Raw genomic sequence first — 13,490 nt, forward strand, 5'->3', positions numbered from 1 at the left:
GTCGCGCGGCGTGTCGTGCTCGCTCGCGGCGGGAGACAGCAGCCCGGGTCGGAACAGCGACGGGCCCCGCACCAGCAGGTGCGGGGCCCGTCGTCGTGCGGGTGCGTCAGCGGCGGCCGACCAGCTTCCACGCCAGGGGCAGGACACCGGCGGCGATGAGGGCCTTGGCGACTCCACCGACGATGAACGGGTAGAGGCCGGCGGCGAGCACCGACTGGGTGTCGTTCGGCGCGCCGAGCTGACCGAGCACCACCGCGAGCCAGGGCAGGCCCGTGACGAAGGGGACGGCGGTCGCCAGGAGCATCGCGACCGTGGCACGCCCGACCTTCCGGTCCCAGTTCCGGCGGGCGAGCCAGCCGACCAGGCCGGCGGCCGGCACGAAGCCGATGACGTAGCCGAAGCTCGGCGAGGCCAGGGCTGCGAGGCCACCGGAGAACTCGGCGAAGAACGGTGCGCCCGCGAGGCCCGCGACGGCGTAGACGAGCAGCGACAGCATGCCGCGTCGGGCGCCGAGCGTGGCGCCGACGAGCACGACGGCCAGGGTCTGCCCGGTGATCGGGACCGGCCACATCGGCACCTGGAGCTGTGCCATCGCGGCGGTGAACAGCGCGCCGCCGGCGACCAGGGCGGCGTCGGTGGCGAGCCCCGAGGTGCGAAGACGGTCGGCGAGGACTGCGCGGCGAGCGAACCCGGTGGCGTTCGTCATGGATTCTCCTAGAATGGACTGCTGGTCCCGTTCGAGGACCATCGGTCCCGTCAGCGTAGCGGTGCACCTCCCGCACACGTCGTTGTGCACATCACCAACTGATTGGACGTCCTCCTGTGCTTGCCGTGCACGACCTCGAGATCCGCGTAGGCGCTCGCCTCCTCATGGAGCACGTGTCCTTCCGCGTCGAGAAGGGTGACAAGATCGGGCTCGTCGGGCGCAACGGCGCCGGCAAGACCACGATGACGAAGGCCCTCGCCGGCGAGTCGCAGCCGACCGACGGCAAGATCGAGCGCTCGGGGGAGATCGGCTACCTGCCGCAGGACCCGCGCTCGGGCAACCCCGAGGACACCGCGCGCAAGCGCATCCTCGACGCCCGTGGTCTCGGCGAGCTCGTCGAGGGCATCCGCCAGGCGACGCTCGACATGGCGAGCGACGACGCCGACGTGGCCGAGAAGGCGATGCGCCGGTACAGCCGGCTCGACGACCAGTTCAACGCGCTCGGCGGGTACGCTGCCGAGGCCGAAGCTGCGTCGATCGCATCGAACCTCAAGCTGCCGGACCGCATTCTCGACCAGCAGCTGAAGACCCTGTCGGGTGGCCAGCGCCGGCGCATCGAACTCGCCCGCATCCTGTTCTCGGACGCCGAGACGATGATCCTCGACGAGCCGACGAACCACCTCGACGCCGACTCCGTGGTGTGGCTCCGCGAGCACCTGAAGACCTACCCCGGCGGCGTCATCATCATCTCCCACGACGTGGAGCTGGTGGACGAGGTCGTCAACCGCGTCTTCTACCTCGACGCGAACCGTCAGACCATCGACGTTTACAACATGGGGTGGAAGCTCTACCAGCGGCAGCGCGTGGCCGACGAGGAGCGCCGCCGCAAGGAGCGTGCCGGCGCCGAGAAGAAGGCCGCGACCCTGAAGGACCAGGCCGCCCGCTTCGGCGCGAAGGCATCGAAGGCTGCCGCTGCGCACCAGATGGTCGCGCGCGCGGACAAGCTGCTCGCCGGACTGGAGGACGAGCGCGTCGCCGACCGCGTCGCGAAGATCCGCTTCCCCACGCCGGCACCGTGCGGTCGCACTCCGCTGATGGCCGAGGGGCTGTCGAAGTCGTACGGCTCGCTCGAGATCTTCGCCGGGGTGGACCTGGCGATCGACCGTGGGTCGCGCGTGGTCATCCTCGGGTTCAACGGTGCGGGCAAGACGACGCTGCTCCGGATCCTGGCGGGTGCGGACCGACCGGACACGGGCGAGATCCTGCCCGGGCACGGCCTGCGGATCGGGTACTACGCGCAGGAGCACGAGAACATCGACGTGAACCGCACGGTGATCGAGAACATGGTGTCGGCGTCGACGGACCTCAACGAGACCGAGGCCCGTCGTGTGCTCGGTTCGTTCCTGTTCACCGGTGACGACGGCTACAAGAAGGCCGGCGTCCTGTCCGGTGGTGAGAAGACCCGGCTGTCGCTCGCGATGATCGTCGTGTCGGGCGCGAACGTGCTGCTGCTCGACGAGCCCACGAACAACCTCGATCCGGCGTCGCGCGAGGAGATCCTCAACGCGCTGGCCGGCTTCGAGGGCGCCGTGGTGCTCGTGTCGCACGACGCCGGCGCGGTCGACGCGCTCAACCCCGAGCGGGTGCTGCTGCTGCCGGACGGCACCGAGGACCACTGGAACAAGGACTACGCGGAGCTCATCGAGCTGGCGTAGCGACCCCCTGACGGACGGGCGCGCACCGCTCGACGGCAACGCGGAGCGTTGCGCGGGGCGCGCCGACCGAGCCTGCGAGGGAGGACGGTGCCGGCCGGCACCGCGCCTCCCGTCCGTCCCGGGGTCGCGATCCGTCAGCGGTGCGCGCCGAGCAGCTCGTCTTCGACCTCGTCGTCGGACCTCGGCTTGGCGTCCTTCCGCCGCTGCCGTTCGAGGGCGCGCTCGCGCTCCTCGGGGTCGTCCTGGTTGAGGTTCCGGTACTCCTGCACCATCACGTAGGCCAGGAAGCCGAAGCCTCCGGCGGCGAAGAGGAACCACTGGATGAAGTAGCTGAGGTGCAGACCGGTGTCCGCGGACGGACGGTCCCACCCGAGGGGCCGGGCCTCCGCAGGAGCGGGGGACTCGGAGGCGAGCTGGCCGTACGCGCCCGTCCAGATCGGGGCGTCGACCTTGCCCGCGACGTCGGCGAGCGTCACCGACTGCACCTGGTCGGTGTGCGAGGGGTCGGTGCGGCCGGGGATGCGCGGCTCGCTCTGCTGCAGGCGCGCGATCACCGTCACCTGTCCGTTCGGCGGAGCGGGGACGCCGTCCGGCGCGTCCTGCCGGTTGCCGGTCGGCACCCACCCCCGGTCGACGACGAACGCGCGACCGTCGGCGGTGACGAGCGGCGTGAGGACCTCGAACCCGGGCTGGCCGTTGTGCACGCGGTTGCGGACGAGGAGCTGGTCGTCGACGTCGTACCGGCCGGTGACCTCGACCCGGAGCCACTGTTGGTCGTCGGTCCACGACGAGGCCCGGGGGAGCGCCTGGTCGAGCGGCACGGGCGTGTGGTCGTAGTTCTGCGCGATCTGCTCGTTCTGCTGGACGGCCTCGTTGCGCCGGTCCCACTGCCACATCCCGAAGAGCGTGCAGATGATCGCGAAGGCCACGGCGATCGCGAAGTACCCGAGCCAGCGGCGGCTCCGGACGAACCGCCAGCCGACCGTCGGGCCGTCGGTGGTGTCCGCGTGGACGGACCCGGGAGCGGCGTCGCGCTGGAGCTTCGCCGCGTGCTTCCGGCCGTAGCGGGCGCTGGGGTCGAACTCGTCCGTCATCGTCCGGTGCCGCTGGAGCGCACCCCGACGTCGTTCTTCGGGGCGTCCTCCCGCGCACGGACGTCGTCGAGGCTGTCGACGTCCTCGTGCATCCCGGTCACCCGGACCGGGAACGAGCGGGAGCGCAGGTAGTCGGCGAGGAAGTCGCAGTGCTCCTCGCAGGCCGCCCAGATCTTCACGCGGTCGACGGCGTGGATGCGCGGGTTCCGCCAGTTGATCCGCCACTCGGCGGTGTTCGTGCAGCCGGCCCGGGAGCAGACCGGTGTCGCGCCGGGCTCCGTGAAGAGGTCGAACGTCGCCCCCATCAGCGGCGCATCCGGGACTTCGCGGACCACACACGGGAGCGGTCGCCGTTCCGCTGCCACTCCTCCTGCGCGTGCTGGGCCTGCTCGCGGAGGCGTTCCTGCTCGGCACGGTAGGCCTCGGCCCGGGCGTCCTCCTGCTGCTCGCGGAGGCGGGGGTCGACGGCGTCGTAGAGCTCGATGGCTCCGGCCGGGGCGACGATGTCGCTCTCGGCGTGGTTGCCGGCGTTTGCGAGGATGACCGCGACCCACGGGATGACCGCGGCGAGGACGATCGGGATGACCGCGAGCCAGGTGTGCCAGGTCGTCCACACGAGGACGGCGCCGATGAAGCACACCACGCGCACGGCCATCTGCCAGACGTACTTGGACAGGCGGTGCGCCCGGTCCAGCTCGGGGGAGTCCGGCAGGGACGTGATGCTCTGCGTGGACCCGGTGTGGGTGTGCGTCGCGTGGAACCGGCGCTGCGTCGACTTCATACGGTGTTCTTCCATTCGCCAGGGTCAAGCCTAAGCCCGGACCACCGACAGTTGCCCCGCCGCGCGGGGGACAGCTGCGGGGAACGGCTCCGGTACGCTCGTCCGGGCGTGTCCAGCGGCCCACGGCTCGGCCGTCAGGTCGGCGGACACCGCGTCACCACCACTCGAACGGAGCGATCATGACCACCCCCCGTACCGTCCTCATCACCGGCGGCAACCGCGGCATCGGGCACGCCCTCGCAGCGCGTTTCGTCGCCGCCGGGCACCGGGTCGCCGTGACCTCCCGCAGCGGCCAGGGCGGACCCGAGGGGGCGCTCACCGTCGCCGCGGACATCACCGACTCCGCCTCGGTCGACGCGGCCTTCACGCAGGTCGAGGCCGAGCTCGGGCCGATCGAGGTCCTCGTCGCCAACGCGGGCATCACGAACGACCAGCTCCTGCTCCGCATGTCCGAGGAGGACTTCACGAGCGTCGTCGACACGAACCTGACCGGCACGTTCCGGGTCGTCAAGCGCGCGACCAAGGGGATGATGAAGGCGAAGTTCGGCCGCATCGTGCTCATGTCGAGCGTCGTGGGCGCCTACGGACAGGTCGGTCAGGTCAACTACGCCTCGTCCAAGGCTGCCCTGGTCGGCATGGCCCGCTCGATCACGCGCGAGCTCGGGTCGCGCGGCATCACGGCCAACGTCGTCGCGCCGGGGTTCATCCAGACCGACATGACCGCAGCCCTGCCCGAGGAGCTGCAGGCCGAGTTCAAGAAGCAGATCCCGGCGGCGCGCTACGGCACGGTCGACGACGTCGCCGACGCCACGCTCTTCCTGGCGAGCGACGGTGCCGGGTACGTCTCGGGTGCGGTGATCCCGGTCGACGGCGGTCTCGGGATGGGGCACTAGCCCCGGACACCGACCGGCGGCCCGCTCGGACCGTCCTCGAGACTCGGCTGGGCGGACACGTTCGCGACGTGGAGTCCGCGAACGTGTCCGCGGAGGCGAGACCCGGCTCCGTGGCGCGTGCGGCTCAGCCCCGCAGGCCCAGCGTCGCGAGCACCGCGGACAGGTCGCGGTCGACGACCGCCACGTCCGCCCGCTCGCGCACCAGCGGCTTCGCGTCGAAGGCCACGCCCAGGGCGGCGACACCCATCATGACCAGGTCGTTGGCGCCGTCGCCGACCGCGACCGTGCGCGACAGCGGGACGTCGTCCGCCCCGGCCCACGCACGCAGGGTCTCGGCCTTCGCCTCGGCGTCGACGACGTCACCGAGCACCCGACCGGAGAGCACGCCGTCGACCACCTCGAGACGGTTCGCCCGGCAGTGGTCGAGGCCGAGGCGCGCGGCGAAGGGGTCGAGCACCTCGTGGAAGCCGCCGGACACGACGCCGACCGTGCCGCCTGCGGCGTGGACGCCCCGGACGAGCTCCTCGGCTCCGCGCGTGACGCGGACCGCCTGCTGTGCGCGCGTGCAGACGTCGGCCTGGAGGCCCGCCAGGGTCGCGACCCGCTCCCGCAGGCTCTCGGCGAAGTCGATCTCGCCGCGCATGGCGCGCTCCGTCACCGCCTGCACCTGTGGCCGGGTCCCGGCGTGGTCGGCGAGCAGTTCGATGACCTCGTCCTCGAGCAGCGTGGAGTCGGCATCGAGGACGACGAGGAAGCGTGGCACGGACCAACGGTACCGACAGCTGGAGGCGCGGCCGACGTCTGTGACGTCAGCCGCGCCTCCTGGCCGGGTGGTGGGTGCGGTCAGGCCTCGACGCGGACGCCCTTGCCGACGTCGGTAGGTGCAGCCCGGACTCGGCGACCGTCCCGGACTAGGCCTCGACGCGGACGCCCTTGCCGACGACCGTGATGCCGGACTCCGTGACGGTGAAGCCGCGGGCCTCGTCGGTCTCGCGGTCGACGCCGACCTGCGCACCGGGCGCGATGACCACGTCCTTGTCGAGGATCGCGCGGTTCACGACCGACCCGGCGCCGATGGACGCCCGTTCGAACACGATGGAGTCGAGGACCTTCGCGCCCGAGTCGATCCCGCACCACGGACCGATGACGCTGCGCTCCACCTGGGCGCCGGAGAGCAGGCACCCGAGCGCGACGATCGAGTCGACCGTCGAGCCGGTGTTGCCGTTCGCGTCGCGGACGAACTTCGCCGGCGGCAGGTTCGTCTGCTGGTTGAAGATCGGCCAGTCCTGGTTGTACAGGTTGAAGACCGGGACCGGCGCGATGAGGTCCATGTGGGCGTCGAAGAACGAGTCGATCGTCCCCACGTCGCGCCAGTAGTACCGGTCGCGGTCGTTCGAGCCGGGCACGTCGTTGCGCTGCAGGTCGTAGACGCCGGCGTCGCCGCGGGCCACGAAGTCGGGGACGATGTCGCCGCCCATGTCGTGCTTGCTCGACTCGATCTGGCCGTCGCGGAGCACCGCGTCGACGAGGGCGTCGGCGTTGAACACGTAGTTGCCCATCGACGCGAGGATCTCGTCCGGCGAGTCGGCCAGGCCGACGGCGTCCTTCGGCTTCTCGAGGAACGCGTCGATCCTGGTCGGGTCGTCCTGGTCCACCTGGATGACGCCGAACTGGTCCGCGAGGCCGATCGGCTGCCGGATCGCCGCGACCGTGGCACTGCGGCCGGAGGCGATGTGCGCCTCGATCATCTGGTGGAAGTCCATCCGGTAGACGTGGTCCGCACCGACCACGACCACGATGTCCGGGCGCTCGTCGCGGAGCAGGTTGAGGGACTGCAGGATCGCGTCCGCCGAACCGGCGAACCACCGCTTGCCGAGTCGCTGCTGCGCCGGCACCGACGCGACGTAGGACCCGAGGAGCCCCTCCATGCGCCAGGTCTCGGCCACGTGACGGTCGAGGCTGTGCGACTTGTACTGGGTCAGGACGACGATCTTCTGCAACCCGGAGTTCACGAGGTTGGAGAGCGCGAAGTCGATGAGACGGAAGTTGCCGCCGAACGGGACGGCGGGCTTCGCGCGATCGGCCGTGAGCGGCATGAGCCGCTTGCCCTCGCCGCCGGCGAGGACGATGCCGAATACCTTCTTTGGTGCCATGTGGTTCACAGTAGGCGTCCGGACGGCGAACCCGTTACGTTGAGTCCGTGCGAGTCGATCTACTGACCAGGGAGTATCCGCCGGAGGTCTACGGCGGAGCGGGTGTCCACGTGGCCGAGCTCACGGCTGCGCTGCGGTCGGGGACGGACACGGACGTCCGGGTGCGCGCCTTCGGGGCGTTCCGTGACGAGGAGGGCGTGTGGGCGTACCGCACGCCCGAGGGCCTCGAGGACGCGAACGGCGCGCTCCAGGCGCTTGGTACCGACGTCCGCATCGCCGCCGACGTCGCGGGCGCCGACCTGGTGCACTCCCACACCTGGTACGCCAACGCCGCGGGGCGCATCGCGCAGCTCACCCACGGCATCCCGCACGTGGTCACGGCCCACAGCCTCGAGCCACTGCGCCCGTGGAAGGCCGAGCAGCTCGGGGGCGGCTACCGCCTGTCGAGCTGGATGGAACGTGAGGCGTTCGAGCAGGCCGACGGCGTGATCGCGGTCTCGAAGGCCATGCGGGCGGACATCCTGCGCTCCTACCCGTCCATCGACCCGGCGAAGGTCCACGTCGTCTACAACGGCATCGACATCGACGAGTGGAAGCCGACCGTCGACGAGGACGCCGTGCGCGCGCTCGGCATCGACCCGTCGCGCCGCTCGGTCGTGTTCGTCGGCCGGATCACCCGGCAGAAGGGCCTGCCGTACCTGCTCCGCGCGGTGGCGTCGCTGCCGTCGGACGTGCAGATCGTGCTGTGCGCGGGCGCTCCGGACACGCCGGAGATCATGGCCGAGGTGACCGGACTCGTCGAGTCCCTGCGCGCGGAGCGCGACGGTGTGGTCTGGATCGACCGGATGCTCTCCCACCAGGAGGTCGTGAACGTCCTGTCGTCGGGGACCGTGTTCGTCTGCCCGTCGATCTACGAGCCGCTCGGCATCGTCAACCTCGAGGCCATGGCCTGTGGCATCCCCGTGGTCGGCACGCGCACGGGCGGCATCCCCGAGGTCGTCGCCGACGGGCTGACCGGGCGCATCGTCCCGATCGACCAGGCACAGGACGGCACCGGCACGCCGAACGACCCGGACCGCTTCGTGGCCGACCTCGCCCGGACGCTGGACGAGGTCCTGGCCGACGAGGGGCTCGCCAAGCTCATGGGACGCGCAGGACGCCTCCGCGTCGAGAGCGAGTTCACGTGGGACGCGATCGCGCACCGCACGCGGCAGGTCTACGACGAGGTGCTCGCCCGGAAGCCGTAGGCTGGAGCCATGCCCTCGGTCGTGCGCTTGTCAGACGTCTCCGTGGTCCGCAACGGGGCCACCATCCTCGACGGGATCTCGTGGGAGGTGCAGGACGACGAACGCTGGGTGGTGCTCGGTGCCAACGGCGCCGGCAAGACCACGCTGCTGCAGGTGGCCGGTGCCCAGACGTTCCCGACGTCGGGCAGTGTCGAGGTGCTCGGCACCGAGCTCGGCGGCGCGGACCTGTTCGAGCTGCGTCCGCGCATCGGCTTCGCGTCGACCGCCCTCGCCCGCCGGATCCCGGTCACCGAGAAGGTCGTCGACGTCGTGCTCACCGCCGCGTACTCGGTCACCGGTCGCTGGAACGAGGAGTACGAGGAGCTCGACGTCCGCCGCGCCCAGCGGGTGCTCGACGAGTGGGGCCTCGGTGACTTCACCGACCGCACGTTCGGTGAGCTGAGCGACGGCGAGCAGAAGCGCGTGCAGATCGCGCGCGCCGTGATGACCGATCCCGAGGTGCTGTTCCTCGACGAGCCGGCTGCCTCGCTCGACCTCGGTGCGCGCGAGAGCTTGGTGCGCACGCTCGGCGGCTACGCGCAGAGCAGCGACTCGCCGGCGATCGTCATCGTCACCCACCACGTGGAGGAGATCCCCGAGGGCTTCACGCACGCCCTCGTGCTCGCCGACGGTGGGATCCAGGCCGCCGGCCCCATCGACGAGGTCCTGACGGCTCCCACGCTGTCCCAGGCCTTCGGCGTGGAGCTGACCGTCTCGAAGGACGCCGGTCGGTACACGGCGCGCGCGGCCTGACGCTCCCGATCCTGCCCGTCGTCTGGTAACGTGGACGGCTGGCGCACGCCGCAGACTTCCCGCGCGGGGGTCCCGATCGAGTCCGCTCGAACCGGCCGTCCGCGCATCTCCCACAATCTCCAACCGAGGAATCTCCATGAAGACCGACACCCACCCCGAGTACAACGCCATCGTCTTCCGCGACCTGGCCTCCGGTGAGACGTTCCTGACGCGTTCGACCGCGACCAGCGACAAGACCATCGAGCTCGACGGTGCGACCTACCCGGTCATCGACGTCGAGATCTCGTCGGCGTCGCACCCGTTCTACACGGGCAAGCAGCGCATCCTCGACTCGGCCGGTCGCGTCGAGAAGTTCAACCAGCGCTTCAAGGGCTTCAGCAAGTAAGTCCGCGTTCGCGCTCGGACGGGCGGCCCTCCTTCGGGAGGGCCGCCCGTTCTGCGTTGCCCGGGTGGTGGTGCCGGGGTGGGGCGCCGGGTCCGGGTACGGCGCGCTGTGGTCGGTGAGAACGCGAGACGCGCCCTGCTGCGGATGCTGTGCCCCGGCACACCGGGGCGCAGGGTCCGGAACGGGGCGCAACAGCGCACGGGCGGCGCGAGCGCGGCGCGGGCGCGGGCGCGGGCGCGGCGTCCAGCATGCGCGCACGGCGTCGTCGTGCTGTCGCGCCGTGGCGCGTGGTGCTCGCGCGCAACCTGGAGCACGTCGCGCCAGGCGTTCACGTGGTTCGAGGTGCGTTCGACTGTGCACGTACTGCGGGCGCGAGCCGCGGTCACGGCAAGGAGGCTCGGTGTGGGACCGCCGGGAACGCTCGCCGGTCGAGGTGCCAGCGTCGCGCCGCCCGACGGCCCGGCAGCGCACCGTGCGGCGCAGCCTCGGTGCGCGGTCCGCGGTGCACGGGCCGTGGTGCGCGGGGTACCGGCCGTGGTGCGTGATGCGCGGGCCGTGGTGCGCGGTGCGCGGGCCGTGGTGCGCGGGCTGTGAGGTGCGCAGACCGTGGTGCACGGGCTGCGAGGTGCGCAGACCGTGGTGCGCAGGCCGCGGTGCGCGGGCCGTGGTGCGCGATGCTCGCGTACCACGGAGAGCACGTCGCACCACGTGATCCCACGGCGCGACGTGCTCCCGGTTCTGCGGGACCGCAGCGGGTGCCGGACGCCGGCGCCCGGCGCTGGCCGGGAGCTCCGATGCGCGGCACCGCTCGCAGGGCGGCCCAGCTGCGGCGCGCGGCGACAGCGGCCGCTCAGCGCCGGCGCGGCAACACCGGCTCAGCGGCCCAGTGGCGGCGCGGCGACAGCGGCTCAGTGGCGGCGCGGAGACGGCGCCGCGGCGACCGCGACGCTACGAGCCGTTGCGGTGCGGCCAGCGACCGTCGGCGGTGAACGAGGGGTCGCGCTTCTTCCGCATGTAGTCCTGGAACGAGGTGGCCTGCTCGGCACACCAGCCGACCTGCTTGCGGTGCAGCTCCTCGGCGGAGACACCGAGCTCCTCCGGGTACTTCGCCGCGATGGCCTGCGCGACACGCCCGGCAGCGATCGCGTCCGCGGCGGCGTCGTGGGCGTCGGACAACGTCACGCCGTAGAGCTCGGACGCTGCCTCGAGCGTGCGCTTGCCCTTGCGGTAGGTGTCGAGCGCCTTGTCCATCACGAGCGGGTCGACGACGTTGCCGATGACGGGGGAGGCGATGCCGTGCCGTCGGGCCTCGCGGTCGAGCACCGTCAGGTCGTACGGAGCGTTGTAGATCACGAGCGGGATGCCGCGCGCGAACACGGCCTCGACCGCTGCCACGATCTCGGCGACGACCTCGTCGGCCGGGCGCCCCTCGGCCTGGGCGCGCTCGGTCGTGTAGCCGTGCACGGCGGCAGCGCCCTCGGGGATCGCGATCCCGGGATCGGCGATCCAGGCACCCTCCGCGATGGAGCGTCCGGTCATGTCGATCAGGCCGACGTGCGCCGTGACGATGCGGGCGGTCTCGACGTCGACGCCGGTGGTCTCGAGGTCGAACACGCCGAGCGCGTGCCACCAGGGACGACCGCTCAGGTCCTGCACGGCCGGGGCGGCGGGTGCGGGCGTGTCGAGCGCTGCTGGGGAGTACGTCACGGCACGAGGCTAACGGCACGGTCCGACACGCTCCACGCGACCCGCCTGCCGGGGCGCCACGACACGCTCCAGGCGACCCGCCTGGCGGAGCGCGACGACACGCGACGGCGACGCGACGAGCGCGGGGTGAGCCGCGCCTCCAGGCCGACAGCGACCACCCGGCGGACGGAGGCCGCCGGCCGACGCTCGCTACACGCCGACCGGCGCGCCCACGTGCAGCCAGTAGAACGACTGCGTCCCCATGGTGAGGGTGACGTTGCCGTCCTCGTCGAACGCGGGGAACGACCCGCCGCCGAACAGGTCGTACAGCGGCCGTCCGGCGAACTCCGGCGCCGAGATCGTCACCGACGTCGGGTTGGTGGCGAAGGAGAACACGCAGAGGACGTCCTCGGCGGACGGGCCGAACTGCTGCCCGGACCCCTCCCACGACCGGACGAACGCGAGCACCGAGTCGTTGGTGGTGTCCTGCACGTGCAGCGAGCCCAGGCCGAAGACCGGGTGCGCCTTGCGGACGTGGATGACGTTGCGGACCCAGTGCAGCAGGGAGCGGGACTGGGCGAGCTGCGCCTCGACGTTGACCTGCGCGTAGTTGTAGACGAGCGACTGCACGACCGGCAGGTACAGCTTGCCCGGGTCGGCGGTCGAGAAGCCCGCGTTGCGGTCCGGGGTCCACTGCATCGGCGTGCGCGAGGAGTCGCGGTCCGACAGCCAGATGTTGTCGCCCATGCCGATCTCGTCCCCGTAGTACAGGAACGGCGACCCGGGCAGCGAGAACAGCAGGGCGTGGATGAGCTCGAGCTCGGCGCGTGAGTTGTCGAGCAGGGGAGCGAGGCGACGACGGATGCCGATGTTCGACCGCATGCGCGGGTCGTAGCCGTACCAGCCGTACATCGCCTGGCGGTACTCCTCGCTGACCATCTCGAGCGTGAGCTCGTCGTGGTTGCGGAGGAACACCCCCCAGGCGGCCTTCTCGGGGACGTCGAGGGTCTCGGACAGGATTGCCTTGAGCTCGGCGGCGTGCTGCGCGCGGAGCGAGTAGAAGATGCGCGGCATCACCGGGAAGTCGAACGCCATGTGGCACTCCGGCTCCTCGTCGGTGCCGAAGAACGCGGCGGTCTCACGCGGCCACTGGTTCGCCTCGGCGAGCAGGACACGCCCGGGGTACTCGTCGTCGACCATGGCCCGGAGCTTCTTGATGAACTCGTGGGTCTCCGGCTCGCCCTCGCCGTTGCCCTCCTCGGACTCGAAGAGGTAGGGGATGGCGTCGAGCCGCAGCCCGTCCACACCGAGGTCGAGCCAGTGCCGCACGACGTCGTAGACGGCCTCGACCACGGCCGGGTTCTCGAAGTTGAGGTCGGGCTGGTGCGAGAAGAACCGGTGGAAGAAGAACTGCCGGCGGACCGGGTCGAAGGTCCAGTTCGACTCCTCGGTGTCCACGAAGATGATGCGGATGTTCTCGTAGTGCTCGTCGGTGTCACGCCACACGTAGAAGTCGCCGTAGGGGCCGTCCGGGTCCTCGCGGGACTGCTGGAACCACTCGTGCTGGTCGGAGGTGTGGTTGATCACCATGTCGATGACGATGCGCATGTTCCGCTCGTGCGACTTCGTGACGAGCTCGCGGAAGTCGTCGAGCGTGCCGAACTCGGGCAGGATCGCCCGGTAGTCGGAGATGTCGTACCCGCCGTCGCGCATCGGCGACTGGAAGAACGGCGGCAGCCAGATGGCGTCGACGCCGAGCCACTGCAGGTAGTCGAGCTTGCCGATGACGCCCTGGATGTCCCCGATGCCGTCGCCGTTCGAGTCGACGAACGAGCGGATCATGCACTCGTAGAAGACCGAGCGCTTGTACCACTGCGGGTCCAGGGTCAGGCCGGGCAGCTGGATCGGGGCCGTGAAGGTCAAGCGTGCTCCTCGTCGTCGGCGGGCCGGCGGCGTGGCCCGACCACGGCCACAGTAGGCGCGTGCTGCTGCTGCTGTCCGCGGGTCGCCGTGACGACCGCGTCACGTGGCCGGACGG

13 protein-coding genes are annotated in these 13,490 nt (G+C 71.1%); 5 read left to right on the top strand and 8 right to left on the bottom strand.

The genetic code is table 11. The features are described 5' to 3' along the window. Positions 1 to 106 precede the first annotated feature (106 nt). Complete coding sequence (locus JOD95_RS01495; protein ID WP_307810341.1) at positions 107 to 748, bottom strand: biotin transporter BioY; 642 nt, start codon at positions 746 to 748, stop codon at positions 107 to 109. A gap of 74 nt (positions 749 to 822) precedes the next feature. On the opposite strand from JOD95_RS01495, the gene JOD95_RS01500 reads away from it, so the two are divergent. Beyond that, complete coding sequence (locus JOD95_RS01500; RefSeq protein ID WP_066654400.1) at positions 823 to 2,421, top strand: ABC-F family ATP-binding cassette domain-containing protein; 1,599 nt, start codon at positions 823 to 825, stop codon at positions 2,419 to 2,421. Between the two features lie 134 nt (positions 2,422 to 2,555). Here JOD95_RS01500 and JOD95_RS01505 read toward each other — a convergent pair whose 3' ends face one another. From JOD95_RS01505 to JOD95_RS01515, 3 genes are read right to left on the bottom strand one after another with little or no spacing between them, the layout of a single operon-like run. Continuing rightward, on the bottom strand, positions 2,556 to 3,515 hold the full coding sequence (locus JOD95_RS01505) for an SURF1 family protein (protein WP_209682502.1): 960 nt from the start codon (positions 3,513 to 3,515) through the stop codon (positions 2,556 to 2,558). Continuing rightward, the gene (locus tag JOD95_RS01510) at positions 3,512 to 3,820 is read right to left on the bottom strand and encodes a hypothetical protein (protein ID WP_081985298.1); all 309 of its coding nucleotides are present in this window, start codon (positions 3,818 to 3,820) and stop codon (positions 3,512 to 3,514) included. Before JOD95_RS01510 ends, JOD95_RS01505 begins: the two co-directional genes overlap by 4 nt. Then, positions 3,820 to 4,296: a DUF3099 domain-containing protein gene (locus JOD95_RS01515; protein ID WP_209682504.1), complete on the bottom strand. Its 477-nt coding sequence runs from the start codon at positions 4,294 to 4,296 to the stop codon at positions 3,820 to 3,822. The genes JOD95_RS01510 and JOD95_RS01515 overlap by 1 nt, the downstream gene beginning before the upstream one ends. 179 nt (positions 4,297 to 4,475) lie before the next feature. Between JOD95_RS01515 and fabG the strand changes: the two genes are divergently transcribed. Then, on the top strand, positions 4,476 to 5,189 hold the full coding sequence (fabG, locus tag JOD95_RS01520; RefSeq protein ID WP_066654398.1) for a 3-oxoacyl-ACP reductase FabG: 714 nt from the start codon (positions 4,476 to 4,478) through the stop codon (positions 5,187 to 5,189). Positions 5,190 to 5,313: 124 nt separating this feature from the next. Here the strand turns inward: fabG and serB are convergent, their stop codons facing one another. Together serB and glgC are read right to left on the bottom strand one after the other, a co-directional pair. After that, positions 5,314 to 5,952, bottom strand: coding sequence for a phosphoserine phosphatase SerB (gene serB / locus JOD95_RS01525; RefSeq protein ID WP_209682507.1), 639 nt, complete (start codon positions 5,950 to 5,952; stop codon positions 5,314 to 5,316). 148 nt (positions 5,953 to 6,100) lie between these two features. Next, positions 6,101 to 7,342: a glucose-1-phosphate adenylyltransferase gene (gene glgC, locus JOD95_RS01530; protein WP_209682509.1), complete on the bottom strand. Its 1,242-nt coding sequence runs from the start codon at positions 7,340 to 7,342 to the stop codon at positions 6,101 to 6,103. A gap of 47 nt (positions 7,343 to 7,389) precedes the next feature. Here glgC and glgA point away from each other — a divergent pair, with 47 nt between their 5' ends. The 3 genes from glgA to JOD95_RS01545 all read left to right on the top strand — a co-directional run bounded on the left by glgA (position 7,390) and on the right by JOD95_RS01545 (position 9,766). Further along, positions 7,390 to 8,589, top strand: coding sequence for a glycogen synthase (gene glgA, locus JOD95_RS01535; RefSeq protein WP_066654393.1), 1,200 nt, complete (start codon positions 7,390 to 7,392; stop codon positions 8,587 to 8,589). A gap of 9 nt (positions 8,590 to 8,598) precedes the next feature. Continuing rightward, positions 8,599 to 9,381: an ABC transporter ATP-binding protein gene (locus JOD95_RS01540; protein ID WP_066654391.1), complete on the top strand. Its 783-nt coding sequence runs from the start codon at positions 8,599 to 8,601 to the stop codon at positions 9,379 to 9,381. Positions 9,382 to 9,517: 136 nt separating this feature from the next. Beyond that, complete coding sequence (locus tag JOD95_RS01545) at positions 9,518 to 9,766, top strand: type B 50S ribosomal protein L31 (RefSeq protein WP_022905175.1); 249 nt, start codon at positions 9,518 to 9,520, stop codon at positions 9,764 to 9,766. A gap of 948 nt (positions 9,767 to 10,714) precedes the next feature. On the opposite strand, the gene JOD95_RS01550 is transcribed toward JOD95_RS01545, so the two are convergent. Both JOD95_RS01550 and treS read right to left on the bottom strand, forming a co-directional pair. Beyond that, positions 10,715 to 11,413 (bottom strand): 3'-5' exonuclease, encoded by a 699-nt coding sequence (locus tag JOD95_RS01550; protein WP_245171248.1) that lies wholly within the window; start codon positions 11,411 to 11,413, stop codon positions 10,715 to 10,717. Positions 11,414 to 11,662: 249 nt separating this feature from the next. Further along, positions 11,663 to 13,375 (bottom strand): maltose alpha-D-glucosyltransferase, encoded by a 1,713-nt coding sequence (gene treS, locus JOD95_RS01555; protein ID WP_066654389.1) that lies wholly within the window; start codon positions 13,373 to 13,375, stop codon positions 11,663 to 11,665. Positions 13,376 to 13,490 lie beyond the last annotated feature (115 nt).

It is taken from the genome of Curtobacterium sp. 1310 (assembly GCF_017834105.1).
Lineage (GTDB): Bacteria > Actinomycetota > Actinomycetes > Actinomycetales > Microbacteriaceae > Curtobacterium.